General features: G+C 65.0%; 27 protein-coding genes and 1 tRNA gene. 6 read left to right on the forward strand and 22 right to left on the reverse strand.

Annotation, left to right across the window (positions count from 1 at the left end; genetic code table 11):
• The first annotated feature begins 3 nt into the window (after nucleotides 1–3).
• Together R2770_09110 and R2770_09115 are read left to right on the forward strand one after the other, a co-directional pair.
• Entirely contained in the window at nucleotides 4–2550 is a 2547-nt protein-coding gene (locus tag R2770_09110) for a M1 family metallopeptidase (GenBank protein ID MEZ5280622.1), read from the forward strand.
• Nucleotides 2551–2829: 279 nt separating this feature from the next.
• On the forward strand, nucleotides 2830–2955 hold the full coding sequence (locus R2770_09115; protein ID MEZ5280623.1) for a hypothetical protein: 126 nt from the start codon (nucleotides 2830–2832) through the stop codon (nucleotides 2953–2955).
• Between the two features lie 6 nt (nucleotides 2956–2961).
• Here the strand turns inward: R2770_09115 and R2770_09120 are convergent, their stop codons facing one another.
• From R2770_09120 to R2770_09130, 3 genes are read right to left on the reverse strand one after another with little or no spacing between them, the layout of a single operon-like run.
• The gene (locus tag R2770_09120) at nucleotides 2962–3297 is read right to left on the reverse strand and encodes a hypothetical protein (protein ID MEZ5280624.1); all 336 of its coding nucleotides are present in this window, start codon (nucleotides 3295–3297) and stop codon (nucleotides 2962–2964) included.
• A gap of 39 nt (nucleotides 3298–3336) precedes the next feature.
• Nucleotides 3337–4191 (reverse strand): cytochrome c oxidase assembly protein, encoded by an 855-nt coding sequence (locus R2770_09125; protein ID MEZ5280625.1) that lies wholly within the window; start codon nucleotides 4189–4191, stop codon nucleotides 3337–3339.
• Nucleotides 4188–4856 (reverse strand): SCO family protein, encoded by a 669-nt coding sequence (locus tag R2770_09130; protein MEZ5280626.1) that lies wholly within the window; start codon nucleotides 4854–4856, stop codon nucleotides 4188–4190. Before R2770_09130 ends, R2770_09125 begins: the two co-directional genes overlap by 4 nt.
• A gap of 130 nt (nucleotides 4857–4986) precedes the next feature.
• On the opposite strand from R2770_09130, the gene R2770_09135 reads away from it, so the two are divergent.
• A complete protein-coding gene (locus tag R2770_09135; GenBank protein ID MEZ5280627.1) occupies nucleotides 4987–6189 on the forward strand; it encodes a DUF445 domain-containing protein in 1203 nt (400 codons plus the stop codon).
• Nucleotides 6190–6212: 23 nt separating this feature from the next.
• Here the strand turns inward: R2770_09135 and xylB are convergent, their stop codons facing one another.
• From xylB to R2770_09170, 7 genes are all read right to left on the reverse strand, one after another.
• Nucleotides 6213–7649, reverse strand: a complete 1437-nt coding sequence (xylB, locus tag R2770_09140) for a xylulokinase (GenBank protein ID MEZ5280628.1) — start codon at nucleotides 7647–7649, stop codon at nucleotides 6213–6215.
• The gene (gene xylA / locus R2770_09145; protein ID MEZ5280629.1) at nucleotides 7646–8974 is read right to left on the reverse strand and encodes a xylose isomerase; all 1329 of its coding nucleotides are present in this window, start codon (nucleotides 8972–8974) and stop codon (nucleotides 7646–7648) included. The genes xylB and xylA overlap by 4 nt, the downstream gene beginning before the upstream one ends.
• Before the next feature lie 36 nt (nucleotides 8975–9010).
• Complete coding sequence (locus R2770_09150) at nucleotides 9011–10624, reverse strand: site-specific DNA-methyltransferase (GenBank protein ID MEZ5280630.1); 1614 nt, start codon at nucleotides 10622–10624, stop codon at nucleotides 9011–9013.
• 129 nt (nucleotides 10625–10753) lie between these two features.
• Nucleotides 10754–10954 (reverse strand): hypothetical protein, encoded by a 201-nt coding sequence (locus tag R2770_09155; protein ID MEZ5280631.1) that lies wholly within the window; start codon nucleotides 10952–10954, stop codon nucleotides 10754–10756.
• 50 nt (nucleotides 10955–11004) lie between these two features.
• On the reverse strand, nucleotides 11005–12288 hold the full coding sequence (locus tag R2770_09160) for a hypothetical protein (GenBank protein ID MEZ5280632.1): 1284 nt from the start codon (nucleotides 12286–12288) through the stop codon (nucleotides 11005–11007).
• A gap of 4 nt (nucleotides 12289–12292) precedes the next feature.
• Nucleotides 12293–13978 (reverse strand): septum formation family protein, encoded by a 1686-nt coding sequence (locus tag R2770_09165; GenBank protein MEZ5280633.1) that lies wholly within the window; start codon nucleotides 13976–13978, stop codon nucleotides 12293–12295.
• Between the two features lie 95 nt (nucleotides 13979–14073).
• On the reverse strand, nucleotides 14074–15267 hold the full coding sequence (locus R2770_09170; protein ID MEZ5280634.1) for a citrate synthase: 1194 nt from the start codon (nucleotides 15265–15267) through the stop codon (nucleotides 14074–14076).
• Between the two features lie 68 nt (nucleotides 15268–15335).
• Here R2770_09170 and R2770_09175 point away from each other — a divergent pair, with 68 nt between their 5' ends.
• Nucleotides 15336–16505, forward strand: coding sequence for a citrate/2-methylcitrate synthase (locus R2770_09175; GenBank protein ID MEZ5280635.1), 1170 nt, complete (start codon nucleotides 15336–15338; stop codon nucleotides 16503–16505).
• Nucleotides 16506–17175: 670 nt separating this feature from the next.
• Here R2770_09175 and R2770_09180 read toward each other — a convergent pair.
• The 9 genes from R2770_09180 to R2770_09220 form a co-directional block, all read right to left on the reverse strand.
• Complete coding sequence (locus R2770_09180) at nucleotides 17176–17448, reverse strand: hypothetical protein (protein ID MEZ5280636.1); 273 nt, start codon at nucleotides 17446–17448, stop codon at nucleotides 17176–17178.
• Nucleotides 17445–18446, reverse strand: coding sequence for a phage major capsid protein (locus R2770_09185; GenBank protein MEZ5280637.1), 1002 nt, complete (start codon nucleotides 18444–18446; stop codon nucleotides 17445–17447). The genes R2770_09180 and R2770_09185 overlap by 4 nt, the downstream gene beginning before the upstream one ends.
• A gap of 964 nt (nucleotides 18447–19410) precedes the next feature.
• The gene (locus R2770_09190; protein MEZ5280638.1) at nucleotides 19411–19848 is read right to left on the reverse strand and encodes a hypothetical protein; all 438 of its coding nucleotides are present in this window, start codon (nucleotides 19846–19848) and stop codon (nucleotides 19411–19413) included.
• The gene (locus R2770_09195) at nucleotides 19832–20464 is read right to left on the reverse strand and encodes a hypothetical protein (GenBank protein MEZ5280639.1); all 633 of its coding nucleotides are present in this window, start codon (nucleotides 20462–20464) and stop codon (nucleotides 19832–19834) included. Before R2770_09195 ends, R2770_09190 begins: the two co-directional genes overlap by 17 nt.
• 38 nt (nucleotides 20465–20502) lie before the next feature.
• Nucleotides 20503–20670, reverse strand: a complete 168-nt coding sequence (locus R2770_09200) for a hypothetical protein (GenBank protein MEZ5280640.1) — start codon at nucleotides 20668–20670, stop codon at nucleotides 20503–20505.
• A 483-nt stretch (nucleotides 20671–21153) separates the two neighbouring features.
• A complete protein-coding gene (locus tag R2770_09205; protein ID MEZ5280641.1) occupies nucleotides 21154–21531 on the reverse strand; it encodes a hypothetical protein in 378 nt (125 codons plus the stop codon).
• The gene (locus R2770_09210) at nucleotides 21528–21761 is read right to left on the reverse strand and encodes a hypothetical protein (protein MEZ5280642.1); all 234 of its coding nucleotides are present in this window, start codon (nucleotides 21759–21761) and stop codon (nucleotides 21528–21530) included. Before R2770_09210 ends, R2770_09205 begins: the two co-directional genes overlap by 4 nt.
• A 219-nt stretch (nucleotides 21762–21980) precedes the next feature.
• Nucleotides 21981–22715, reverse strand: a complete 735-nt coding sequence (locus R2770_09215; GenBank protein MEZ5280643.1) for a tyrosine-type recombinase/integrase — start codon at nucleotides 22713–22715, stop codon at nucleotides 21981–21983.
• 297 nt (nucleotides 22716–23012) lie between these two features.
• A complete protein-coding gene (locus R2770_09220; protein ID MEZ5280644.1) occupies nucleotides 23013–23240 on the reverse strand; it encodes a helix-turn-helix domain-containing protein in 228 nt (75 codons plus the stop codon).
• 355 nt (nucleotides 23241–23595) lie between these two features.
• Between R2770_09220 and R2770_09225 the strand changes: the two genes are divergently transcribed.
• Together R2770_09225 and R2770_09230 are read left to right on the forward strand one after the other, a co-directional pair.
• Nucleotides 23596–23886, forward strand: coding sequence for a hypothetical protein (locus R2770_09225; protein MEZ5280645.1), 291 nt, complete (start codon nucleotides 23596–23598; stop codon nucleotides 23884–23886).
• A 74-nt stretch (nucleotides 23887–23960) separates the two neighbouring features.
• Nucleotides 23961–24953 carry a tyrosine-type recombinase/integrase gene (locus R2770_09230; GenBank protein MEZ5280646.1) on the forward strand — a complete coding sequence of 331 codons (993 nt, stop codon included), beginning with the start codon at nucleotides 23961–23963 and terminating at the stop codon, nucleotides 24951–24953.
• Nucleotides 24954–25036: 83 nt separating this feature from the next.
• Here the strand turns inward: R2770_09230 and R2770_09235 are convergent.
• From R2770_09235 to moaC, 3 genes are all read right to left on the reverse strand, one after another.
• Nucleotides 25037–25113, reverse strand: a tRNA-Ala gene (locus R2770_09235).
• A 46-nt stretch (nucleotides 25114–25159) separates the two neighbouring features.
• The gene (locus R2770_09240; GenBank protein MEZ5280647.1) at nucleotides 25160–25666 is read right to left on the reverse strand and encodes a hypothetical protein; all 507 of its coding nucleotides are present in this window, start codon (nucleotides 25664–25666) and stop codon (nucleotides 25160–25162) included.
• 175 nt (nucleotides 25667–25841) lie between these two features.
• Nucleotides 25842–26414, reverse strand: a complete 573-nt coding sequence (gene moaC, locus R2770_09245) for a cyclic pyranopterin monophosphate synthase MoaC (GenBank protein MEZ5280648.1) — start codon at nucleotides 26412–26414, stop codon at nucleotides 25842–25844.
• Nucleotides 26415–26427: the final 13 nt, after the last annotated feature.

Raw genomic sequence — 26427 nt, forward strand, 5'->3', positions numbered from 1 at the left:
GTCGTGTCAACAGACGAGTACCGGCTGCCCCGCCATGCGGTGCCAATTCGCTATGACCTCGTGCTCGAGCCCGACCTGGGCTCGGCGACCTTCGACGGAACGGTGGCCATAGAGCTGAGCGTCAGTACCTCGACCCCGCGGTTGCGGCTCAACGCGATGGAACTCGACATCGGAGCCATGGTTCTGGAGCAGAACGGCGAGACGATCGAGATCTCGTCCTACGCCTGCGATCCCGAGTCTGAGACCCTGGAAATCGAACTCGCGGGGCCGCTCGCGGTTGGTTCGGCGTGCTTGTCGATCACCTTCAGCGGCATTCTCAACGACCAGCTGCGCGGTTTCTACCGGTCCACCTACACCGACACCGAGGGAACCGAGAAGACGATCGCGACCACACAGTTCGAGTCGACCAGCGCCCGCTATGCGTTTCCATGCTTTGACGAACCAGAGCTGAAGGCGGTGTTCGGCGTGACCCTGGTCGTCGACCAACACCTCACCGCCATCTCTTGTGGACCCGAGATCGAGCGGCGCGCTCGGCCAGACGACAAGGTCGAGGTCGTGTTCGCCGACACGATGCCGATGTCGACCTACATCGTGGCCTTCATCGTGGGTGAGCTGGAGGTCACCGAACCAATCGAGGTCCGCGGTGTACCCGTCAGGTTGGTGCATGTGCCTGGCAAGGCAGCGCTGACCGGTTTCGGGCTGGAGGTCGCCCAGTTCGCCATCGGGTGGCTCGAGGACTACTTCGACATCCCCATCCCTGTCGACAAACTCGACCTGGTTGCGGTGCCCGACTTCGCGTCAGGCGCCATGGAAAACCACGGCTGCCTGACATTTCGCGAAAGCCTGCTGCTGGCCGACCCCGACGGAGCGACCACCTCCGAGCTGGTTCGTGTCGCCGATGTTGTAGCCCACGAAATCGCCCACATGTGGTTCGGCAATCTCGTCACCATGTCGTGGTGGGAGGGCATCTGGCTGAAGGAGGCCTTCGCCACCTTCATGGAGAACGCCACCGTTGCGGCGTTCAGGCCCGAGTGGAACCGCTGGGACCAGTTCGCCCGCGACCGCGGAGTTGCATTCGAGGTCGACTCGCTCGCCTCCACCCGGCCCATCGAGTTTGCGGTTCACTCGCCCGCCGATGCCGAGGCGATGTTCGACGTGTTGACCTACGAGAAGGGTGCTGCCGTCGTTCGCATGCTCGAGCAACATCTGGGTCCTGAGGTGTTCCGCGACGGTGTGCGGCACTACCTGCGAAAGTTCGAGGGGGCAAACACCAACACGACCGATCTGTGGGACGCCCTCGAGGAGTCATCGGGCCAGCCGGTCAGGTCGACCATGGACTCGTGGATCTTTCAGGGTGGGCACCCGATGATCGACGTCCAGCCCACCGACACAGGTATCGAGATTTCGCAGTCGGTGTTTCGCTACGAAGGCGCCGCCGACGGCACGTGGGCCGTGCCTGTGTTGATGAGGGCCGACCTGGACGGCTCGATCGTCGACAAGTCGGTGCTGCTGACCGAGCCCACCACAACCGTCGACCTGGGGGGCAGGCCCCGCTGGGTGGTGGCCAACGCCGGGGCAAACGGCTTCTATCGGGTCAGCTACGAGCCATCGCTGGCCGCCGAGTTGATAGAGCAGGCCGAGGAGGTCATGTCGGTGGCCGAACGGGTTTCGTTCGTCGACGACATGGTCGCCGCGGTCACCGCGTGCCGAACCGAACCGATTCGGCTTCTCGAGCTGATCGAACAGTTCATGTTCGAGACCGACCTGAGCGTCTGGCGTTCGATGGCCATCGGCCTCGACCTGCTGGACCGACTCGTCGACAGCGCAAAAGACACTGGGGCCAAGGCCAGATTCGCCGAACGGGTGGGCCGGGTCGTCGGGCCCGCTCTCGACGTCTTGGGCGTCGAACCGGCAGCGGGCGAGGATGGCGCAACCGCCGAGCTGCGAGGCCTGTTGCTGCGCCTGGCGGGCACGGTGGCCCAGGACGCCAGGGCCCACAGCGTCAGCCGCGCCCTGGTGCAGTCGGGTGTTGCCGGCGCCGACCCCGAGCTGCACGCAGCTGCGGTGGCCGTGGTGGCCTCGAACGGCACCGACCAGGACTTCGAGGCATTCGTGGCCGAGTACGAGGGTGCTGCTACCCCCCAGATCCAGCAGCGATACCTGATGGCCCTGGCGCGCTTCCCCGAGGCCGGGCAGGTCCAACGCACCATGGAGATGTGCCGCGAGCGCGTCCGTTCCCAGAACGCACCGTTCTTGTTGGCGCACTGCCTGGCCCACAAGCAGCACGGAGCCATGGCTTGGCAGTTCATCTCCCAGCATTGGGATGAGCTGACCGCTCGGTTCCCCAGCAACTCGGTGCCTCGGATGCTCGGCGGGATCGTCCACCTGAACGACCCCGCTGTCGCCGACGATGTGGCGGCATTCGTGGGCGAGCACCCCATTCCCGAGGGTGGAGCCACCATCGACCAGCACCTCGAGCGAATGCGGGTACAGGTGAGACTTTGCGCCGAAGCCTCAGCCGGGTTCGCGGCTGCTCTCACGGCAGTCTGAGCGCGCATCGACCCCCGCCGGGGGGAAACGGGGGTCGATGCAAACGTCAGCTCCCGTACCGGGCAGAGACGAGGAGGGATTCGTCCGTCCGGCTGATCGAGACTCGCTGAGACACCTGGCGGGTCGAGATCGGGTGCTGTCGTATGTATTGATCTGGTCGGCTCGATCGGCTTCGGGTTGAGCGCTTCGGCCCGCGAATGTGCGGCCCAGCCCGGACCGTCTTGGCGAGATGATCGGGTTGATGTCAGATCGGCCCCGGGATCGGCCAAAATGGTCGCCGTGTTCGGAAGACCCCGCCGCAAGGCCGCATTCAGGTACTACGACCAGTTCGCAACCGTGCTGGCCATCGCCTTTGGTGCTGCGGTCTTGATAGCCGCCTGCATGTGGGCCCTGTCGCTGGCCTGACCAGGATCAGACCCGACCACGCATTTCGCGCGTGGTCACCTTGTCGGTCCACAGTGCGATGAACCACGGCGGTGGGTTCTGGCCAGTGGTGGCCACACCCACCGGATGCCCCTCTGGGCAGCGCGCCCGACCCGACGGATCGATGGTCAGGCGCCACATCCGGTCCGGGTGCATGACCACCGTCGGACGCCCCAGAAGGTCTTCAGAGTGCGCGAAGAAGCCGTCGTCGACCGTGTAGTGGCAATCGGTGTGCGCGACGCCTTCGGCCAACTCCTCTGAGGGCCAGACCAGCGCTGCGTCACAGATGGCGCAGGCGAAGATGATGCGTCGGCGGCGAGCCATGACACTCCATCGGCGCCGCCAGTCACACCAATGAGGGCATCACACCCGCGATTGTTCGGCCAATCCGGGCCCACGTTCGGGCGGGGTGGGCGGCTTTCGGTCCTGGCCCATCCAGCGCACCATCAGCACAAGCATGGTTCCCCACACAACCGGGATACCGCCGAGCTTCATCACCAGCCCGGCCAGTTGTTGGTCGGTGGCAGCCGACATGCCGTGCACTCGTGGAGCGAGCTCGTAGATCGAGTAGAGCGGAAGATCTGCGAAGGTCATGAAACCGGCAGGGATGGCGGGCACGATGCCGGCGGCGAGGAACAAATAGGCCATCTTCGCGGGGTTGGGCGTCTTGGTGCCTTCCGGCAGCGGCGAAATGATCGGCAGCCACAAGATGATGCCCGACAGCAACCACAAGACGTCCATGGCAAACGAACCGAACTGGTTGGTTCGGAAGTTGTCGATGGCAAACGGCGAGTGGGTGAACAACAAGATCGCGTTGTAGGTGAGGCCCGCGACGACCGGCTTGGAAAGCTTGGAGATCAGCCGGTAGATGCGCAACCTGCCGACGATGCGCCTGGCCATCCACTCGGGGGTACCCAGCAGCATCAAAGGAGCGGCGGCCATGGTGTAGAGCATGAACTGCAGCATGTGAGCCGAGGCGAGGTAGCTGGCGCCCAAGAGGCCGAGGGGCCAATCGGTCGCGAGCCACAAGAAGAACATGCCGCCGAAGAACAGCGCCGCCTTGCGCTTGGCGTCTGGCGCCGCGCCGACGTTGGCGTTGCGCCTGCGCACCGCCAGCACGTACGGCACGGCCAGTAGCAACATCGCCGCCCAGATGCCCGGGTAAGCCCGGAACTCCCAGCTCCACGGCGTTTCGAGAGTGGAACACCAGAACCTCATTGGCTGTCCTCTGCAGGTTGGATCTGAGCCAGCTTGGGCAGGTCGTCTGCCCAGTGACTTTGGCGAGTTCCCTGTGGGTAGACGGTGTATGCGTAGCCGTCAGGGGCAAAGGCGAACACCTGACCAGCATGCCCGAAGGTGTAGTCGTCGCCGTCACCTTCCTTGGCCGCGACCGCCAGACCGAAGGCCCGTTGTGCGTCAGCGAGCTGTTCTGGGGTGCCGAGCAGGCCGACGAATCGGCGGTCGAACTGGTCGAGGAAACGCCTCAGCGTTGCCGCATCGTCACGCTCGGGGTCGACGGTGATCAACACGACCTCGACGTTGGTTGGTTGGTCGCCCATAGCTAGCACCGAATCGATCTGTGCCAGGTGAACAGGACAGATGTCGGGGCAACTGGTGTAGCCGAAATAGACAAGGCCGATACGGCCGGCCAACTCCTGGCGAAGGTCGTATGGATTGCCCGAGGTGTCTGTGAGAACAACGTCTGGGATGGCCAGGGGCGGATCGAGTTCGATACCGGCATAGTCGCCGCCGGGTTCCAGCGCCGAGGCAGCGCAGCCCGCCCCCACGGATGCGATGACCGCAAGCATCAACGCCACAACCCACAACGGGAAGCGGCCTGCGCCAACGCGGCGCTGGCGGTTGGGAAGCCCAGACACGATCACCGCGCTGAAGGCTATCGGCGGCGGAAGGTCGGTACGACCGCGGCATGCTTTGGGTGAAGCGCTCGGTGGTGATGCCGTCCGGGCGAGCACCACGCCGAGCAGGAGAACGCAGTTGGACGATCTAAGGGCGATGAAACGAAGGGCCACCGGCCTGCTGCTGGCGGCCGTGGTGGTGTACGTGGTGGCGCGCAGCCTGGAGGGCGACAGCACGGGTTGGGGTTATGTCCGCGCCACCGCCGAGGCCGCCATGGTCGGAGGGCTCGCCGACTGGTTCGCTGTCACCGCCCTGTTCCGCCATCCCCTGCGCCTTCCGATTCCGCACACGGCGATCATCCCCAAACGCAAAGACGCCATCGGCAACGCTTTGGGCGAGTTCGTTCAGAGCAACTTCATGTCGGGCGAGGTGGTGTCTGCCCGCGTCGAGGCGGCGAGACCGGCTCAGCGCGTCGGTGGGTGGCTGTCGAAGCCCGAAGCGGCCACCTCCCTGGCAACCCAGTTGGGCGCTGCCCTGACCGGAATCTCAGAAGTCCTCGACGACGAACAGGTGCAATCGGCCATCGACGAGGTGATCATCGATCGACTCAGCCGCCTCGATGCTGCCAATGGGCTGGCCACAGCGATAGAGGCGGTGACCGATGGCCGTCACCACGATGTGCTGGTCGACGCACTCAGCCGCGTGACCCTCGACTATCTGATTCACAACCAGGACACGCTGCGCACCCTCGTTTCGGACGAGAGCCCCTGGTGGGTGCCTTCGGTGCTCGACGACGCCGTGTTTCGGCGGCTGCACGAGGCCGCATACAACGTCGTGTCGGCCATCCGATACGAACGCGACCACCCTGCCAGACAGGCTCTCGACCGACAGCTCGCATCGCTTGTCACGCGGCTGCGAACCGACGACGTTTTGCGACGCAAGGTCGCCACCGCAGTTGGCAATGTGCTCGAGCACCCCGATGTGCGAGAGGTTTCGGCCACCATCGGCCGCGAACTGAAGCGGTTCGTGGTCACCGAGATGAACAACCCTCAGTCGCCGGCGCGGTCACGTGTCGAGACAGCCCTGGTCGAGTTCGGGCAGCGGATCTTGACCGACCCGAGCCTCGAAGCTTCGGTCGACGCCTGGCTCACCCGCGCTGCAGTTCACATCTCGGACCAATTGCGGCCCGAAGTGGTCGAGCTGATCTCCTCAACCGTCGAGCGCTGGGACCCCCAGGACACCTCGCTGCGCCTCGAACAACAGATAGGCCGCGACCTTCAGTTCATTCGAATCAACGGAACGCTGGTGGGCGGCCTGGCCGGATTGGCGATACACACGGTCGGGCACACGTTGCTGTAATCGCCCCGCCGCCGGGCGAGCGCTCATCGATTCAGGTGCAACCCAGCCGCCTGGTGATAGCGGTGCACCGTGGCGGTGGCGTCGACGGTGGGCTCGACCGTCGTCCCAGATCCCAGACCCCAGCGGCGGGCGACATCGCCAAGGTCGGATCCGCTGACCACGACTGCCGCCTGAACCGCGGCTCCGGTGGCGACCACCTCGTCCTGATGAGGAACCACGACCGAGTCGTTTCGAAGGTCGGCGGCGCGTCGGCGATAGGCCTGCGAACGCGCCCCGCCACCGACCAGATAGCAGCGACCTTCGATGGTTACTCCGGCAGCCCGCAGGGCATCGGCTCCGCCAAGCAAGCCGCACAAGACCCCGTCGTGGGCACCGAGTGCCAGCTGGGCCCGGGTGGTCGATGTGCCCAGGCCCAGCAGACTTCCGGTTGCTGCGGGCAGGTTGGGCGTTCGCTCGCCGTCGAAGTACGGAACCAGCACGGGTACCTCGGTGTCACCAACCGCTTCCAGCGCAAGCTCTGCGAGGGCCGCCGCGTCGACGCCCAGCCACGTGGCCACGCTGTCGGTGACCTTGGTGGCGTTTAGCGTGCACACCAGGGGCAAGAACCCGCCGGCCGCGTCGGCGAACCCTGCGACCAAGCCCGACGGGTCGGCAGTTGCAGTGCCCGAGCGGGCATAGACGGTTCCGGAGGTGCCCAAAGAGATGACGAGGTCTCCGGCTTCGAGCCCCAACCCCAGCGCCGCCGCCATGTTGTCGCCAGTGCCCGGGCCCACCACGGCGCCACCAAGGCCCAGTTCGACCAGCTCGGGCGCCGTGACTTCGCCGACGGCTTCGAAGGGGCGCGACACCGAGGGGACGGCTTGGGCCAACTGGGGGCATCCGGCGAGTTCGAAGACCTCTGGGCGATAGGTGTCTGTCGCCGGGTCGAACCACCCGGTTCCGGATGCATCGCCCCGGTCGGTGACGGCAGTTCCGGTCATGGAGTAAACGAGATAGTCGTGGGGCAACATCAAGCTGGCACATCGCGAGACGGCATCGGGTTCGTTGTCGACAACCCACGCCAGCTTCGAAATCGTGAACGCAGCCAGCGGCACCGAACCGGTCATGGCGGCCCAGCGATGGGCACCCAACCGCTCGACGAGGGCTTGGGCCTGCGGGGCCGATGTTGTGTCGTTCCACAGCTTGGCCGGGCGTACCGGAACACCGAGATGGTCGAGCATCACCAGGCCATGCTGCTGAGCAGCGACCGACACCGCCCGTACCTGCCGCAGATGTGGGGCGAGCTCACCGAAACACCCGACCAGGGCCCGCCACCAGTCCGACGGATCCTGTTCGCTCACAGGCGGTGAGGTGGGCGGATGGCTCCGCTTGGCCGAGGCGATCAGCCTGCCCGACTCGATGTCGCGGATCTCGACCTTGGTCGACTGGGTCGACGAGTCGACCCCGGCGACAAGGGTCACGAGACCGACCAGATTGCCCGGTTGACCTCGTTCTCGAGGTGTTCCTGGCGACCCGACCGAGGCGCGGGATCGAGAGCCGCGTCGACGGCCATGTCGGCAAGGCTCGCCAGGTCGTGCTCACCAGCCATGATCTCGGCGCCGAGGCCCTCGATCCAACCGCTGTAGCGCTGATCTCTTGCGTTCTCGAGGGTGCCGCTGCGAAGCAACTCATCGGCGACCAGCCACGCCTTGGCCAGCGCATCCATGCCACCGACGTGGGCGGTGAACAGGTCGGAGCGAGCGATGCTCTGGCGCCTCAGTTTGGTGTCGAACATGAACCCGCCGGTATCGAACCCGCCGCCGCGCAAGATCTCGTAGACCGCCGGGACCAGTTCGTCTACCGACGTCGGGAACTGGTCGGTGTCCCAACCGTTCTGCGGATCGCCACGGTTGGCGTCGATGCTGCCGAAGATGCCGTTGTCGACCGCGTAGGCGACCTCGTGGTGAAACGAGTGGCCGGCGAGGGTGGCGTGATTGCCCTCGATGTTGACCTTGAACTCGCCGGTCAGGCCGTATCGATCGAGGAATCCGTGCACGGTGGCGCAGTCGTAGTCGTACTGATGCTTGGTTGGCTCCTGGGGCTTGGGCTCGAGCAGCAGGGTGCCCTCAAAGCCGATCGAGTGCTTGTATTCGACCACCATCGACAAGAACCGTGCGAGCTGGTCTGCCTCTTGGCTCATGCGGGTGTTCAGCAGGGTCTCATAGCCCTCGCGGCCGCCCCACAACACATAGTTGTGGCCGCCGAGCCTGTGTGTTGCGTCGAGCATGTGCCGCACCTGGGCCGCAGCGTGAGCGAACACCTCTGGGTCTGGGTTGGTGGCCGCACCCGCGGCATACCGGGGGTGGGAAAAGAGGTTGGCGGTACCCCACAGCAGCTCGACACCGGTTTGCGACATCTTCTCGGCAGCACGCTCGACCATCGCATCGAGGTTGGCCCGGCTCTCGGCCAACGTCGCCGCCTGAGGGGCCATGTCGACATCGTGGAATGAGAAGAACCTCACGCCCAGCTTGGAGAAGAACTCGAACGCAGCGTCCTGTTTGAGCCTGGCTGCCGCCATCGGGTCGCCCGTGGCCGCCAGCCATGGACGATCGAAGGTGCCGTCACCGAAGATGTCGGAGCCTGGCCAGTTGAAGCTGTGCCAGTAGCACACGGCTATACGTAGGTGGTCTTCGAGCCGCTTGCCCGCCACCAAACGGTCGGGCTCGTAGATCCGAAAACCCAACCCCTCGCCATCGAGCCCGATGAAGGGAACGCGGTCGGCAACGTCTGGGAAGAAATCGGCCATGTGACTCCTGCGGGCCGCGCTGCGGCCCCTGTGGGCTCAGTCGGCCTCGGCGAGATCCTTGCGGCTCCAGAAGCCTTCGAGCGAGTTGTCCTCGCCCGCAGCGTAGCGCTGCAGACGTTCTCGGGCCTCTGGGTCATAGAGCTCGAGGGCGTCGAACACCATCGCCGGACCCATCGCCCTTATCGCCTTGTCGCCCGGGCTGTTGCGCCTGGGCAGATTCGAGGTCAGCACCAGCACCTCGGCCTCGGGGTCGACCGCCTTCAACACCGAGATGCGGCCCAATGTCTTCCAGAGCGTGTCGGTGCGAAGCAGGCCGGGCCGGCTGGTGGTGAAGGCCCCAGAGACATCCACGTACCACTGCTTCTCGCCACTCTGGCTGGTGACTAGGAAGTTGAACTGAACCCCTCCCCCACGCACCTTGGCCTTGTCGTCGACGATGAACCCGACCTCCTCCAGCAGGTTTCTGGCGATGTCTTGCACCTTGCGACCCTGGATGACGGCCCGACGCTGGAAGTGCTCTTCGCGCTCGTCGGGTTCCAGGGACTTGACGAACTCGACGTGCAACTCGAACGACTGCTGCTCGACCGCAGCCGCCTCCTCGAGCCGTTCGCGACGCTTCAACGCCTCTGCAACACGAGTGTTGGCAAGCTCGACATATTTGGCTTCGGTGTCGTAGCCCACACCTATGCGACCCTGTCGCTCCGCGGCCACGAGCGTGGTGCCGCTTCCGGCGAACGGATCGAGAACCAGGTCACCTTCGTAGGTGTACAGATCGATCAGCCGCTTGGGCAGTTCGACCGGAAACGGGGCCGGGTGGCCGACCTGAGTTGCCGAAGCCGCGTCGATCTCCCAGACGTCTGAGGTCACGTCGACGAACTCGTCGTTGGTGATCGTCGACTTCCAGGGCAGGCCGGCCTTCTTGCGGTCGGCCGCCGTGAGGGCCCGGTCGAAGCGACCCTTGCTGGCGATGATGACGCGCTCGGTGGTGTCGCGAAGCACAGGGTTGGCGGCCTTGGCAAACGAACCCCAGGCACACGACGACGACGAAGTCTTGCCCTTCTGCCAGATGACCTCACCACGCAACAACAGGCCCAGCTCGTCCTGCAGGATCGAGATGACGTCGGCCGAGAGGCTGCGATAGGGCTTGCGGCCGAGGTTCGCGACGTTGACCGCGATGCGCCCACCAGGCTCGAGCACGCGGGCGCACTCGGCGAAGACGTCGCGAAGCATCGTCAGGAACTCGAAGTAAGACTCGGGAACACGCCGGTCTGCGTCGTCGACATCGCCCGTGATGGCTAGTTCGTACTCCTTGCCCACGAAGTAAGGAGGCGAGGTGACAACGAGGGCGACCGAGTTGTCGGGAAGCTGGGCCATGTCGGTGGAGTCGCCGAGGAAACACACGGAAGACTCGACGCCGTCCACCGGACCGTGAACGTCGGTGGAAACCGAAATCTCGGGTGGGTTGAACCGCGCGTAGAAACTGGACGAATCGTGACTTTCACGCGCCCCGGTGCCAAACGACGTCGTAGCCGTGCCACGACGAGCCCGACGCTGAGATGCCGGCACCGAAGAGGTCGCCCCCAACTTCGACCGGGCCGACGCTGCGCCCACGGACGGGCTCGCGGAATCGGTGGTGTGGTCGGACCTCATGGGGGCCCACAGTACCTAGTCGGTGGGACATCGGCGCGAGACCGATGTCTGTGTCGCTGGGACATCGGCGCGAGACCGATGTCTGTGTCGCTGGGACATCGGCGCGAGACCGATGTCGCCCGTCGTTCGCTAGTAGGCCGAGCGCGTGTCGGCGAGGTTCTGCACCAGCCGTCTGAATCCGACGGCTACGGCCGCTGCGACAATAACTCCGACCGGGCCGTCAAAGGCCTGGGAAACGGCGCCGATCACAGCGACCAGTATCGCCGTGACCACAAGACCGGTCGCCACGGGCCTTTCCCCCAGCCACTGCTGCAGTGTCGTTGTATCCATGCGACACCTCCCCACTGCTCTTGTCGGCCGCCCCTGAGCGGGCAAAACGGCTAGCTGCACGATGTTTTGCCTGACCAGTCGGGCAGGTCCCCCGCCGAGACCCGCTCGACGGTCTCGAACAGCTCACGCAAGCCGACACCCGATGCGAGCAGCCCCCCAACCGAGCACGCCGACGCCCGGTCTCCTCCCAATAGGTGGTTGAGGCGCACCGAGGCGCTCAGAGCCAACAAGAGGTCCAACGCCTCGTTCGGGGTGGTCAGGTCCATCTCGGCGCCCGAGTCGCACGCGTCGAGCCGGGAACCGTCGGCGGTGCCAGCGGGCAGAGACCGTGCCAGCCGCTCTACCAGCAAGTGCATCTCAGCTTCATGACCCGGTCTCGCGGCGATGGTCCAAGCCACACAGACCATCCCGTCGGCTGTGGTGTGCACCACGAAGTCGTCATCTGCCCAGGCGAGCCCCGCCCGCCAGCCCGACCCCAAGTCGAGCCGCGCCGCCGTTACAAGGGCCAAGTGCCACGGCCCCCTTCGATCGCGCGACTCGACCACACCTACGCCCGTCGGCTCGTCCGGCCATTCCACCGGCCGCCCGGCCACCAGGTGGGGCCACAACAGCTCGACCATCGAAGCGGGGGCCTCCTCAAACAACTCGTGAACACGGCTCAGATCGCCTTCCGTGGCGAAGTCGACGTACGACGGACCCACCAAGTAGGGGGTGTAGAAGTCTGCCAAGAACCCCAGCGGCAGAACAGCTGCCGTCGTCTCCTCGCCAGTCGTACCGGCAGCGGATCTCTGGTCTGACCAGAGATCGGCGACCAGAACGGCCTCCCCCTCGACCAAGCTGCGGTGGGCCAGCCACGCGTCGGAGCTCGGATCGGCGACATCACCGAGCCCGTGAATCTGGTCCTGAACCGCGTGCACCAACTCGTGGACGACGGTTCGGGCCAATTCATCGGTGACGGGCACATCTCGAACGACGATGCCGCGCAGTCCGGGATCGTAGAACCCCAACACCGAGGAACTCACGTCGTCGGCCAACAGCTCTGGATCGTCCACCACTTCGGATCCGAGTGCCCTCTCGACAGCGAGCCTCAGGTCGGCACCCTGACCGTAGGCGGGTTCGCCGTTCGATCTGATCTCGAACTCGACATCGGACAATACGTGCACGGGAACGCCAGTGGCCAGTTCGACCCCACGCACCGACTCGACGTGTTCGAGCGCCTCGTCGACCGTGACGGCGAGCCCGGGTGTCGATGGTGCTCCACCGGTGGCCGACATCATCGCCACCGAAACCAGGGCTACAGCTGCCAAGCCAGCGAACAGTGCGACGGCCTTCACCTGTTCACCGTCCCGAGCCTCTTAGCGAACCGGTGACGGGCTCGAAAGCCCGCAGCACACAACCAACATGGATATGCCCGAGCGCCTCGGCCAATACCTCCTCGGTGAAGAGGGCAACCACGTCAAACTGCGAGTCGACCCACTCGACGCCCACGTAGTCCTCGAAGATCTCGCCAGTGCACAGGTCAAGGGCGTCCTCCGAGATCTGCTCATCGCCCGGGTGCACTGGCAACGCCGGCTGCGGCCCCGTCCCGTCGAGATGGATCATCTCGAGCGTGTGAGGCTGGTCGCAGGGCACCAGCACGAACCAGGCCACTGACGTGCTCGGGTCAGCACACTCGCCAACAGCAAGACCGAACCGGTTGACGATGCTTCGCTGCGAGCTGACCCTCAGGTCGGGACCGGCCCCAAGGAGGCTGTCTGTCGGGTCGATCGACTCGGCCATGCACACCACCCAGCGGTCGCCCATCCGCCACGACTGCTCGAGCGGGAATAGGACCAGGGGGTAGTAGGCAACCTCGTCGAACCGCTGCCGGAACTCGTCGTAGAAGGCATCGGCGCACATCTGGGTCGATCGCAGATCGATTTGCTCGATCGACGGGTACGGGGCTCCGGCGCCTTCGCTGAAGGCGACATTTGCATAGACCTGCGTCGAGTGGAGCTCCGTACACGGAACCGTGGGCAGGGCGAGGATCTCGGCACCCAACTCGGCGTCGAGAGCAATACACATCGGTGCCTGCAGCTCGGTGGTCAAGACGACGTCGCGCACGCCGTTGGGGCTTGCTCCGGCAACCACCAGAGATGCCTGAGCCTCGGGCACCGACATTCCGGCGATCAAGGCCACAGCAACTGCCGACAACAGCACTCCCAACGCACCAACAACGGTGGCCCTCGAGCCGAGCACTCGCGCCGGAACGGGCTTGTCGAATTCGACGATGCCGGCCGCGTGGGGGTCGCCTCCCGACTGCACATCCACGCGCTGCCCCAAGCTCACATGGTGAGTCAGGTGCAAGACCGCGGCCATTCCGACGAAGCCCGCGACTACGAGCACGCTCCAACCTGCAATAGCCAGACCGAGGGCGCCGAGGGTCTCTGACGCGGTGCTACCGGCGTCGTTCATCCGCACCAACACCGTGCCCAGAATCACGAGCAGCCACCAAGCCATCGACAGAGGGTCGTGCCTGGTCGACACAGCCCTGGCCCTTCGGCCATTGGCGATGTCTCTCATCGCCATGATCGGCATGAATACGTTGCCGACCGGCACCATCGGCGCCCAACCCCCGAACGCCGGGGGGTGCACCCACGCACCCTGCTCGGTGCGGAGCCGCAGGGCCCGGTGCAACCAAAGGCTCAGCGCAACCAGGGTCACGAAACCCGAGATGAACGACGCGACCGTGGCGGCGGTGACCAGATCGTCGGTGCCAACCAGTATCCGCGTCGCGTCAGCCGTGGGGTTGTCGATCACCTGCGCCAGAGCGGCTCGCTGACGCGCTATGGCAAACACCAGCAGCATGGCCAACGCGGTCGCCACCCCGAGGCTCGCAAGCAACACCATCGTTCTGGTGCGGATACGACGCCACGCCTCGAGCCCTGCCGGACCGAACGCCATTTCGGGTGCATCCTCGGGCACGCTGCCTTCGGCGCCGTAGTCGATCTGGCGCGGCGCCTCGCTGAAATCTTCGAAGATCATCCGTCCCACCTCTCAGGTACTTCTTGTCCTGTAGGTCGACCGGATCGCGTCAGACCTTCGCTGCCGACGGGAGCGCTGTGGGCACGCCCGTTCGACTATCGCCTGCCCACATACACGGCTCGCGGCCGAAGGTCGCTGGGGCTCGCGTATTCCTCCATGGCATGGGCCACCCAGCCCGCCATGCGGGCGACGGCAAAGATCGCCTCGCCAGACCCCTGAACCAGGTCGAGCCCGACGGACAGCGCGGCGAGACCCAAGTCGACGTTGGGAGGCGGGTACCCGCGCTCGTCACAAACGATCAGCAGCTCGTCGATGACGCCATGAACGGCGCTGCCCGGAGCGGCACGCCTGGCGGCAGCGAACAGCGCAGGAGCCCTGGGGTCGCCCAGGGGATACAGGAACTGTCCCAGCCCAGGTACCCGGCCACCACCAGACACCCGATCAGCGACAGCGCGCTCGACACTGACACCTGACAACACCTCGCGCAGCAGTTTTTCGGCGGCGCCGCTGGCACCTCCGTGCCAGGCACCGGCCAGTGCCCCAAGTCCCGCGGCAACGACAGCGTGGGGGTCGGCCCGAAACGCCGCCGCAGTGCGCGCCGCCATGGTCGAGGCCGCCAACTCGTGGTCGGCCAGCAGGATGAGCGCCGCATCCAGTGCCGCGAGCGCCGCCTTTGTCGACTCCGCGCCGGTAGCGGCAGCAAGCCGCGCTGCCATCGTCATGTCAACGGCTGTCGCCCCGCTCGCGACGCCCAACGCTGTGACGATGCTGGCGATCATTCGTGAAGCCGTCGTGCGCACCGAAGCCGGTGACAGGTCGGCGCGCAGTTCGTCGTGGGCTGCCACCACGGCCGAAGCCACCGTGATGCTCTGCAAAGGCGAGGCCGCGGCCGGAAGCAGGGCCAGCGCATCGGCAGCGCTGCGGGCAGCTGCCGACCGTGGCGTCCACGAATCGGCCTGCTGCCAATCTTCGACATCCCACAACAGTGCGGCGACGTTCTCGAACCGGAATTGCCCCAACAGCGTCAACGGGTCGTGGCCGCGGTATGCGAACGATCCGTCAGCGATGCGGGTGATGGCCGACTCGACGGCCAGCGGCGAACGTTTGGTCGCCCGACGTCCGCGCTGGGCCAGGGTGTCCACGTCACCGGGGTGGAACCGGCTGCCTCGCAGACCCTGCACGTGGTGCGCCTTGATCAGGCCCCTGCTCACGTAGGCGTACAGAGTCTCGACCTTTATACCCAGGCGCTCGGCGGCCTCTCGACTGGAGATCAACGGCTGTTTGGGCACCAAGCCTCCTCTGCATTGAACATTGATCAATCTTGATCAATGTTTATGACGGGGTCAATATCGAACCCATGAAACAGGTAACAGAGAAGGCAAGATCACCGCTGAACAGCAACGACGAGTCGAGTGCGTTCACCAGGGTCAACAGCGGGCTCGACGGGGTGGTCGTGGCCGACACCAGCATTGGTGGCGTGAGGGGATCTGAGGGCTTCTTCCACTACGGGCCGCACAACGCCGCGGTGCTAGCCGAAACCCGCACGTTCGAGGAGGTGTGGCACTTGTTCGTCGAACGACAGATCCCCACTGCGGCCCAGGCGGCCGCGTTCAGGACCCGCGCATCACAGCACAGACAGGTTCCCGACTCGGTGTTGGGCCTGATCGACGTTCTCGCCGGTGCGTCGATGCAGCCGATGAACGGTGCCAGGGCTGCGCTGTCGATGCTGGGCGATCAGCTCGGCGTGACGAGCTGGCTCGACGACCTGGTGCCCACACCGGAGCGCTCAGTGCAGCTTGCCGCTGCATTCCCCACGATCGTTGCCGCACTGTGGCGCGCCAGCCAGGGGCTCGAGGTGCTGAACCCGGATCCATCGCTGGGATTGGCGGCCGACTACCTGAGGATGGTCACCGGTCGAACTCCTTCGGCCGATGCCGTCGCAGCCCTCGAGCGCTACCTGATCCTCACGATCGACCACGGGTTCAACGCCTCGACGTTCACCGCCCGGGTCATCACCTCGACCGGCGGCGACCTGTGCTCGGCAGCCGTCGGCGCTCTGGGTGCCCTGGCCGGGCCGCTGCACGGCGGAGCGCCCAGCCGCGTACTCGACATGTTCGATCAGATCAGCGACCTGTCGGATGCCCCACGATGGATCGAGCGGGCTCTCGCCAGCGGCGAGGTGATCATGGGATTCGGGCATCGCATCTATCGAGCCGACGACCCGCGGGCGGCCCTGCTGCGGCGCACGGCAGCCGAGATGGGCGGTCGCTACGCAGACCTCGCCCTGGGGATGGAGCCCATGATCCTGGAAGCCCTCGATCGGCACCGCCCAGGACGCGACCTGCGCACCAACGTCGAGTACTACGCCTCGGTGGTGCTCGATGGCGTCGGCCTGCCCCGCCAGCTGTTCACACCCACATTTGCGGTCAGTCGCCTGATCGGCTGGCTGGCCCATGCATGCGAGCAGGCGGCCGCAAACCGCATCATCCGCCCCCAGTCTGCCTACGTGGGACCAACACCAGCTTGAGAAACCACGACACCCCTGACCCAACTCGCAGAGCTGAGGCCAGGGGTGAGTGATGGTGGAGGTGATCGGATTTGAACCGACGGCCCCCTCGTTGCGAACGAAGCAGAAGACTCAACTGCCCGGCTCGGTCGTCTTGAGTCGCCCCTATTTCAATGGGGTTGAGCACCACTGCGCAACGGTCGCTCACGGTCGATTGTGTTCGGTTTGGCGCCCCTTGCCCCACAGGTGCCCCACCAGACATCGAACCAATGGGACCGGTAGCGATGCTTTGGCCACGCGGGTTTCGGGTCGACTGGGTAGGCATGAGCGATGATACGAAGTGGCAGCTGGTTCTAGGGCGCGTCGATGGGGTGGGTGCGGCAACGGTCTTGGCCGAGGTAGACGAGCCGCCAAGAACCGACTCCATCGAGCGAGACGGGGTTCGATACCGAGTGGGCAACGCGGACAGCAAACGTCGAATCGTGCTCGTGTTCAGAACGTCTCAATCCGCCTGAGTCTTCAGCAACGTGTGCAGCCCCGGGGGATAGGGACCCGGGGCTGCACGTCGTGCCGCTGGTTGGGCACCTCAAGTAGCCGTCGCGGCGTCGTCGAGGGGCGATGACCCCAACCTTTGGCTTGCTCTCCTCTGCGCCCCCAGACCATCAATAGGGGCGCAGCGGGAGATTGAGTGTCACCAGAGTGCGAACACCGTGACGTCTGTCCCGGTCTCGAGCACTCTGGTCGGTCTGATGTCGAGCGTCTGGAACGATCTGACGGGCACGGCCACGAGCGCCGAGACGCCGTTCTCGTTGAGCATGTGAACGGCCACCGTGCCTGCGTCTGCGAAGTACAGGGCTCGCGGCTGCACTGCCAGGTCGATGTCGTCGTCTGGTGTGACGAGAACCATCGCTCGGGCACCGCTGAGCAGCGTGTCCTGGTGTTCAGCGAACGGATCAACGATCACGGCACCGTGACCCCGCTCATGACGACGATGCCTTCGGGGTTGAGGGCACCGATATCGAAGCGTGCGGTCACTCGCAGGCCGGTCTCGTCGGTGTCGGCGTAGCGTTCGGAGAGGATGTCGACTGATGCCTGGTCGTCGACACCGACAACGACCTGGGCGACGTCAGCGAACACGATGCTCGACTCGTTAGAGCCTGCGCCTTGGTCGGTGGGGAGCTGGGTTGTCGTGTAGACGGGGTGGCCAAGCATCACGTATCGGCCCGATTCGGTCGGGTCGGCGTGGACGAGGTACTCGCCCGATCCGCCGGCTTTGAGCTTGCGCAGAGCGATCAGGTCCCGTGGGGCCATGAACCATGCTGCGGTGGCCGGGTCGGCGTTTGCGTTCAACAGGGCCAGCTCGGCGTCGTGGAGGGCGTCCACGTCGATGTCACCTACCCCAGCCATGCCGGTGGTGTCAGCCATCGACGTGAACCCGGTGATGGTGTTCGATGCGCCATCACCGATCATCATCGCCTTGTCGAGGTAGAGGCCTACGCGGGTGGTGAGAGCGCGGCCGATCGAGTCGAGCGCAGACACCACAGAGTGACGTATCACCTCGTTGGACAGCCGGTGGATCACCTTGAGCGACTTCAGCGACGTCGGCAACAGGGTGACCGATTCGTAGGTGATGTCTTCCTCGTTGATCGCGGTCGACTCGGCCCGCCATGGGTCGGTGAGGTCGAGAGCGTCGATCTTGGGGATACGCAGCGGCGCTCCCCGTCGGAGTAGAGCACGTTGCCTGGGGCCATCGTGTTGACAGCGTTGAGCACCACAGCCTTGGCCAGAAGCGGCTCGAGAAGGGTGGATTTGACCTGTTCGGTCGTGAGAGCACCGCCAATAGCGGCGCTGGTGTAGCCAGTAGCCATTAGAACTCCCTGGAGGGTCACGGAATTGGTTTCGTCGTGTTGCTCCGGTGTGGCCTCTGCCAGCGATCCCGGTTGCCTCCAGGGCGTGCGGTATAGACCTCGAGAGCGCCTGGCTCCTATCGGTCTACAGACCACTCTAGCCGGCAGGTGTGACCATGGTGGGATCTACAGCTTTGACTCCGCGTGCCTGGCGGGCTCGCCGTCTCCGCGTCGGCGGGTGACCTCGTCGGGATCGTCACGCTCGGACTGTCTTGGCTCGTTGTCGATCGACCACTCGAGGGCTCGGAGGCCTGCAGGCGAGAGGCCGAGGTCTTTCTCAAGTAGGCGCAGCCGCCTGCGGCGTAGGGACGGTTCGCGGTTGTTCGCTGCTGACAGCTGGCAGTAGCGGGCCACGGCGCGGTGCGTTCCGAGCATCTCCCACGCCGCGTGCCTGGGGTTGTCCCCACAGGTCAGCCCAGATCGCGGCGGCGTGCTCGTCGAGCACCAGTCCTGGTGGGGGCTCGGGTGGCGGGCCTGGACGGCCACCAGCGGGAAGCACGAACCGGTTCGGTTTGCGGGCGTTTCGACGCACAGCGTCGGTCTTGGGGAGGGGTGGCATGGTCGTCCTTTCAGTTGTGGAGAGGGTCAGGGGCCCGCGTTGGGGGTTCCGTACACACGGCGCCGAGCAGCCCCAATAGACCCAGGATGGTCGGGTCTAGTGGGTCACCCCCACCCCCTTCAACGCTGGTGCCGCAGTGAGTGGCTCTTGGCGGTGTTGCAGGCTTTGGAACACATGACCTGGAGGTTGTCGAGGTCGTCGGTTCCGCCTTGCCACAGCTCGGTGATGTGGTCGACAGACCACAAGCGTTTGTCGTCGCCGAGGGGTTGGCCGCACCAGGGGCATGGGTCGCCTGGAAGGGTGTATCGCAGAAGCGTGCGACGGTTGCGCCGATAGTTTCGGGTATCGCTGCCTCGGCTTGTGCGAGTCCGATCAGCCCGGAAACGCTCCAGAGTGTGTTCCCTACACCGGGTCGTGTCTGTGAGCTGGGGGCATCCTGGCTCGGCGCACACCCGCAGGGTCATCGCTGAGCACTGCGGGAGAGCAGCTGCCCGAACGTGGGCGGGATAGCCGGCTCCACGTGAACGTGCGGGTTCGCTTTGAGGTAGGGGCGCTCTTGCACGAGACGGCCGATCACGTCACGGGTGCGGTCCCGGTCGACCTGGCCGTCGGCGCCGAGACAGTCCTCGAGGAGGCCCCGGGAGCGGATCTCTAGCACGTCGACCAATAGTCCACCGGGTTGGAGAGAGTCGTTGACCTCGTTGAGCTGCTCGTCGACACGAGTGGCCCTGTACGGGGCGAGCTGGTCGGTGAGAGTGTCGAGCACCGATCGGGCTTCATCGGCTGCGTGACGGTGTTGGGTGATCTCTTGGCGGAGCTTCTCGACATACTCGCGAGGGAACGTCTCGGGCTCTATGCCGTCGTCGCCGGCGGTTTCGGCGTCAGATGTATCGGTCATTCGTCGTCTCCTTGGAACGCTGAACGCGGGTTGGGCCGGAGCTGTTCTCGGACGGACCTGTCGCCGTTGTCGCCGGTTCGGAGGAGCGGCCCGGGGTCGGTTTGCCGTATGGCGAGAGGTGTTCGCGAGCGCTGGCGTGCCGATCTGCTGAAGACCGATATCCCATCGACGCAGCGGCGTCTCGTAGGGCTGCACCTAGCGAGGTGACTGCCGGGCTGTTCTCAGCGGTCGCTGGCGGTCCGGTTACTCCTGGTGTGCCTGGCGGGTCCGCTTCGGGAACCCAGGGGCGCATCAGGTGAGGCGCCGATAGTGCGAGCTCGGTTATTGCTGCACGTATCTTGTCTGGGTCGGGTTCGCCATTGTCGCCGCGGAAGACGTCGAGATCGTCGGTGCGTCCGATCAGGTCGCTGACATCATGCAGACCGGGCCCGTTGTGGTTCTGGTTGGTTTCCTCGATCGCTCGAATCATCTGCCCGTGTCGAGACTCGGCAAGCTCGGTCGTGAGCGTCTCAACCTGAGCTTGAAGGTCACGGGCGGCCGTTCTCGCTTCGGCTGCTTCTCGGCGTAGCTCGTCCACGTAGGACCTATCGAACAAGTCGGGGTCGGGGTCAGTCATGGTGGTTGGTCCTTTCAGGATCACGTCGTGTGCTGGGGTCATGCCGCTGGCCTGGTCCTTGTGTGCTGGGGGTTGCGTGGCGGTGCCGCTGCCATGTCGGGGTATCGATCGACGATCCCCCTGGCCAGGGAAGCCACGACCTCGAGGTCTGGTGGTTGCCCGCTGGGCAGCTGGTCGAGGTAGTCGAGCCATACCTCGTCGCGCACAAGGGGGCAGCCCCTTCGGCGTCAACGTCGATCACCTCGAGCACCACCTCGAGCGCGGCTGGGCCCAGCCCGCCAAGTAGCTGCTGATGTCGTACAAGAGGGGAGGGACGGCCAACGTTGGAGGTGCGGGTATCGGGGGCCAGTTTTGCGAGCCGGGCCCGCAGCAGACCTGCAGGGTTGAGCACCACGTCAGGCACGGGTGCGGCCTCGATCAGCTGACGGGCCAGCTCGTTCGGTTCGACCCCCATCCGACCGCCTTGGCCACGATCTCGCGAGCTATCCCAACGTCGGGTGGTTCGCCGAGCACCGAGATCTCGTCGAGCACCATCTGCAGCTGATGACTCTCGTCCCCCTCCCCGTCGTCGAGCGGCTGGCCGTTGGGGTCGTGTCACGCGTGGGGGTAGGGGGATTGATCACTATTGGTCTTATTGATAGGCGGACATGGGTGTCCGGTCTGGCGGTCACCCATGTCCGGTCTGGCGGTCACCGGTGTCCGGTCTGGATTCTCAGACCGGACGTGGGTGTCCTCCCTGGGTGCAGGTTCAGACCGGACGTGGGTGTCCTCCCTGGCTGCGATGTCGAGGGCCTCGAGCGCGAGGCGGTAGCCGTTGGGGCGATGCTGGGCAGCGGAGCGACGAGCACCAGCGCGCCGAGGTCGACGAGCTGGTCGAGGTTGCGGCGTGCCTGCCGAACCGAGATGCCAGCGTCATCGGCCAGGGTCTCCTGAGACGGTCGGATGCCCTCGCCGGTCTCCCAGTCGCCGTAGCCCGCTGCGAGCGCCAAGAAACCCCTCAGATGCGAAGGAACACCGAGCACCTTGGCCAGCGCGTAGCAGCGCCCCATGTAGCCGCCTGGAGTCACTCAGCGACCTCGGTTACCTGGGATCGGAGCTGGTCGAGCGATTCTGCGAGGTCGAGGACGTGGCCTCGGAGGCGACCGATCAGCCGAGAGTACTCGCCGGGGCCGAACACCGACTGAGCACCAAACAGCATGAACTCGGTTTCTTCGATGAAGTCCTCGATCGAGTTGGTGATCGAGGAGGCCTCGTCGGACATGTGAATCAGCGCCAGACGGTGATCTCTGGGGTTCACTCGTCGTCTCCAGGCTCTTCGTGAGCGCCCCTGTACTGGCGTCCATCCACGAACTTGGCAAGATCTCCGACAACGTTGGGCAGGTATCGCTGTGTGGTCGTCAGCGAGGAGTGCCCGAGGAACGCCTGAACGTCCCGGACGTGAGCACCGGCGCGCAGCACGTCGGTTGCGGCTGTGTGTCGCAGAGCGTGCGCTGAGCGCCCGTCGAAGCGGTGCGTTTCACCCCGCCTCGCGCATGATCTTGGCGACCAGGGCGCTGACGCGTGGTGGTCCGATCCCGAGGTGCTCGCGTCCCTGACCGGTGCTTCGGATCAGGTGTGATGACGCTGACGCAGGTGACTCGGCCAGGTACTCCTTGATCGCTCGGCGGGTCTCGGTGGTCAGGGGCACGATCCGCTGATGGTCGCCCTTGCCAGCCTCGATGAACACGGCTCGCTCGGCCATGTCGATGTGGCCGACCAGGAGCCGGGAGACCTCGACACAGCGCAGACCTTCCTGCACCATCAACAGGACGATCGCCCGGTCTCGGACCGAGGAACAGTGAGCGAGGATCGCGGCTACCTGGGCTTTGGTGAGACCTCGAGGAACGGTGCGTGGCGCTCTGGGTAGCTTCAACTCGTCGAACGGGTTCGACGCCAAGTGGCCCTCTCTCACAAGCCAAGCGCAGAACTGCCGAACGACGCTCTGATACGTCCGCTGCGATGAGATCGCGAGACCCTCTTTCACCATCCCCGCCCGGAACTTGTCGGCGTGAGAACGCTTGATCTTCGAAGGGTCCTCGGGGGCGATCTCAGCGAAACGGTTCAGCTTGTAGCCCTGCTGGCACTGCTGCCGTTTTGACGCGATCTCACCGCGCTCGAAGCGGCCCTGCAGGTACACCACGATGCGACCGCGGGTCGTGTGCTTGAACGGCAGAGTCTTCTGAGCACGCCGGCGCTTCTTCGGTGCGCGCACCGGGCTAACCGACGTCGGTGACTGTCCCCAGGCCCTTGTAGAGTCGTTTGCGAGTTCACCGCTCTGTGATGGTCCGTTTCCTTGCTGGGGGCGGACCGTTGCATTTCTTGGGCCATCACTCGACCACACCAGCCCCGGCGCCGAGACGCTCCCCCACACGGGCCAGCTCAGCATCGAGACGCTCTTGGCCAACCGCTCGAGCATCGACCGCCGCTGTACGGGCAGCAGTCCTCGGATCCACGCCAGACCGCACAGCCCGGGCAAACGACCGCTCAGCCACCTCCATCAGATCCCCACTCATGCCGCATCACCCGCCTGTCCGATCCGGTCGGCGATCTCATCGCCCCAAGGCTCTCGGCGAGCCTCGATCCAGGTCTCGAGGTCCGCAGGATCGAACATCAGCCGCTTGCCAAGCCGGTAGGCCCGAGGTCCGACGCCCTGCATACGCATCGAATGAATCGTGTTCACCGAAACACCGCAGAACTCGGCAGCCCCCTCGATCGGTATCAGATCACTTGCCCTCACAGATCGCCCCTTTCGGCGTTGTTCGTTTGTATTTGTTCAGACACTATTGTCTGAACTTCGAAGAGTCAACGATCACCATTGCTAGTGTTGGCCTGTGGTGAGGAACCGGCGAACGAGCGATGTCTCGGAGTGGACTCTCGACCAAATCTCGGGTCGGGCGCCCGAACCAATATCGGTCGGCGCGGCGGTCTTCTGCTGGGTTCCCCACCCTCCCGATGGAGTCGTCGCTCGGTTCTCGCGCGCGCATCCCAGGGCCAAGAACCCCGGTCGGCTCCGACTCCAGGTCGAGATGAAGCTCATTCAGGGTGGTGCTGGCAGGCTTGAGTTAGCTCGTCAATGTGTTGGAACAGCTGACATGGGCGACGGTGACGGTCCCGACTGGCTCGAGCTGACGGTCCAGGAGGCGAACACGATCCCGACCCGGGCGCTGATCAATCTCGCTTCAGCTGATCTGATCTTTGTTCCAGAACGGTTCTCGTGGCCAGAGGGCCGACCCGACCCTCGAAGCGATGACTGGCTCTACCACATCGCTCAGGTCGAGGCAGAGGCTCGATTTCTTGGCGACGCTGTGACGTCACTCCTGGCGGACGAGTACTTCGGCGGTGATGAGAACGCTGCGCGTGTCTGGATTCGGCGAGTTCGGTGAGTTGGGTCGAGACGCTCAATCGGCCGAGAGGGAGCAAGCGGTATCGGGCGGTGGTTCGGGTTCATGGCCGGAAGGTGTCTAAGTCGTTCGAGACGAAGAAGCGGGCCGAGGAGTGGATCACCAAGACCCAGCGAGAGGTCGACCTAGGGATCTGGGCGCCTGAGTCTGACACCACGTTCGCCGAGTGGGTTGAGACCTATCAGGAGCGCCGGGAGGAATCGAAGCGCGAGACAACCAAGCAGCGTGATGCCGGCGCTCTGCGGAAGTGGTGGCTCCCCCACCTCGGAACGCTGAGACTCACCGCGATCACGGCAAAGGACGTTCGCAAGGTGGTTGGGCTGATGAAGCGGGAAGGGCTGAGCCCGAAGACGATTCGCACCTACGTGGGAGTGTTGCGGGCCGTTCTGAACGCGGCCATCGAGGAGGAGCTCCTCAGGAAGTCTCCGCTTCGTGGCGTTGAGCTCCCGAAGGATCAGCGGGTGAAGGAGATCCGGTTTCTGACGGTTGACGAACTCGAGCGCCTGGCGTCGGCGATCAAACCTGAGTACCGAGCGACGATCGATCTAGCTGGTCGGCTGGGGCTTCGGTTCGGTGAGATAGCAGGCCTGCGGCCCTGTGATGTCGACTTCGACGCTGGTGTGGTCTCCGTGGTGCAGAACCTCACCGACGTCGACGGGAAGCTGTTCCTGGGGCCACCGAAGACCGAGGCGGGCACGAGAATCATTCGTGTCGGGCCGAGCACCATGGCGAGGCTCGCTGAGCACGCCGAGAGGTTCCCAGGTGAGGCGTTCTTCGTGGAACGACCCGATGGTCGGCCCCTGATCCGGCGAACGTTCATGCGGTGGGCGTTCCGGCCAGCAGTCGAGCGGGCGGGGCTGGAGGGGCTCACGTTCCACCATCTGCGCCATACTGCTGTCGGGTTCATGATCGAGGACGACGCGCACCCGAGAGCGATCCAACAGCGGGTGGGGCATTCGTCGTCTCGGGTGACGATGGATGTGTACGGGAAGTACCTCTCCACGGCTGACGAGCGCCTAGCGAACAGGCTCGATGAGCGGTTCGGCTGACAGATTGCCCCACAGGTGCCCCACAGCCCCGAAACACTGAAGCCCCCGGACTCAGCGACTACGGCTGTGACCAGGGGCTTTGATGGTGGAGGTGATCGGATTTGAACCGACGGCCCCCTCGTTGCGAACGAGGTGCTCTGCCAGGCTGAGCTACACCCCCATCAGGGCGTCGCCATTGTAGCCGGTGCACCCGGCCAGATACGACGTCAGTTCGCGCGGCGGCGTGCGGGAAGGGGAGTGACTTCGACCGACCGCGAGTTGGGCAGGTACGAGACCTTCTGCTGTTGCTCGGCTGCGACCTGCCGGCGACGGATGGCCATGTAGGCGAAAGCGATCAGCGCGCCACCCGTAACCGCCAACGCAACCCCGGTGGCAAGACCAGACGACACCAGCCAACCAATAGCCGAGATCGCCGTGGCGACGGCCAGGACGGTGAACACCAAGCGACGGCGCTCGGCGGCATGGCTGCGCGACTGCGGAATCGCGCCCGGGATCAGGCGAGAAGGTGTCTTGTTCGAGTACATGCGGTGAGCGGGGTGAACCAGCTTCCGCGGCGCCATCGAACCCAGGACATCTAGCTGGCGATGGAACGACCGCATCGGGTCGCGACGCGACCTGCCGTCACGAACATCGCCGATGAACTCCCACGCAAGCACCGCGATCCACATCAGGGCCAACGCCCCGAGGATTATCTGGTTGAGTCCTGCTGTCATTTACAGGCACACTCCGCGTTTCCGCCCGTCTGTTCACCCTGCCGAATACGGGCTCTGAACCCGTGACTCGGTTCGGGTTGTTGGGTTGACAATCTGTTCAACCCTGTCGGTAAGCCGCCAGTATTACGGATGAGCTACGAATGCGCAACGCTCTGTCATATTTGTGGCGAAGGTCTCACTCGAAGTGGTCGAGGTCGGTTCCTGCACCCGACGGAAGGCTGCGCTCTGCTGCCGACGAATCATATCGGTCGAGGGTTTCCTCGATCGTTTCGGGCCTCTTGTACGGACCCGACTTGCCGCCCGTCTTCTCCCACAGCGACACAGACCCGATGACCATCGTCTTGTCGACGCTCTTGCACATGTCATAGATGGTCAGAGCCGCCACGGTGCACGCCGTCATGGCCTCCATCTCGACACCGGTGCGATCGAAGGTCTCGACGTGGGTCTCGACCTCGACGAAGGTGTCGTCGACGTGGAAGTTGATGAACACCCCTCCGACCATCAGCGGGTGGCACAACGGGATCAGGTCTGAGGCCCGCTTGGCCGCCTGGATACCGGCCACCCGAGCCACGGCCAACACGTCGCCCTTGCTGACCATCCCGCGGATGATGAGGTCGGTGGTGTCCGGGGCCATGTAGACCCGGCCCCTGGCAACCGCCCTACGGTGCGACGGCTCCTTGGGGGTGACGTCGACCATGCGAGCCCGCCCCAGCGGGTCGAGGTGGGTCAGCTGCTTGTCTTCGGCCATTGGGCGATTGTAG

It is taken from the genome of Acidimicrobiales bacterium (assembly GCA_041394185.1).
GTDB lineage: Bacteria > Actinomycetota > Acidimicrobiia > Acidimicrobiales > Poriferisodalaceae > JAAETH01.

What these genes read in the sequence shown, in the direction of transcription:
- R2770_09150 (MEZ5280630.1), bottom strand. Translation starts at nt 10,624, where the DNA reads ATGAGGTCCGACCACACCACCGATTCCGCGAGCCCGTCCGTGGGCGCA.
- R2770_09195 (MEZ5280639.1), bottom strand. Translation starts at nt 20,464, where the DNA reads ATGACTGACCCCGACCCCGACTTGTTCGATAGGTCCTACGTGGACGAG.
- R2770_09175 (MEZ5280635.1), top strand. Translation starts at nt 15,336, where the DNA reads ATGAAACAGGTAACAGAGAAGGCAAGATCACCGCTGAACAGCAACGAC.
- xylA (MEZ5280629.1), bottom strand. Translation starts at nt 8,974, where the DNA reads ATGGCCGATTTCTTCCCAGACGTTGCCGACCGCGTTCCCTTCATCGGG.
- R2770_09190 (MEZ5280638.1), bottom strand. Translation starts at nt 19,848, where the DNA reads ATGACCGATACATCTGACGCCGAAACCGCCGGCGACGACGGCATAGAG.
- R2770_09240 (MEZ5280647.1), bottom strand. Translation starts at nt 25,666, where the DNA reads ATGACAGCAGGACTCAACCAGATAATCCTCGGGGCGTTGGCCCTGATG.
- moaC (MEZ5280648.1), bottom strand. Translation starts at nt 26,414, where the DNA reads ATGGCCGAAGACAAGCAGCTGACCCACCTCGACCCGCTGGGGCGGGCT.
- R2770_09225 (MEZ5280645.1), top strand. Translation starts at nt 23,596, where the DNA reads ATGGGCGACGGTGACGGTCCCGACTGGCTCGAGCTGACGGTCCAGGAG.
- R2770_09125 (MEZ5280625.1), bottom strand. Translation starts at nt 4,191, where the DNA reads ATGAGGTTCTGGTGTTCCACTCTCGAAACGCCGTGGAGCTGGGAGTTC.
- R2770_09135 (MEZ5280627.1), top strand. Translation starts at nt 4,987, where the DNA reads ATGAAACGAAGGGCCACCGGCCTGCTGCTGGCGGCCGTGGTGGTGTAC.
- R2770_09165 (MEZ5280633.1), bottom strand. Translation starts at nt 13,978, where the DNA reads ATGATCTTCGAAGATTTCAGCGAGGCGCCGCGCCAGATCGACTACGGC.
- R2770_09120 (MEZ5280624.1), bottom strand. Translation starts at nt 3,297, where the DNA reads ATGGCTCGCCGCCGACGCATCATCTTCGCCTGCGCCATCTGTGACGCA.
- R2770_09155 (MEZ5280631.1), bottom strand. Translation starts at nt 10,954, where the DNA reads ATGGATACAACGACACTGCAGCAGTGGCTGGGGGAAAGGCCCGTGGCG.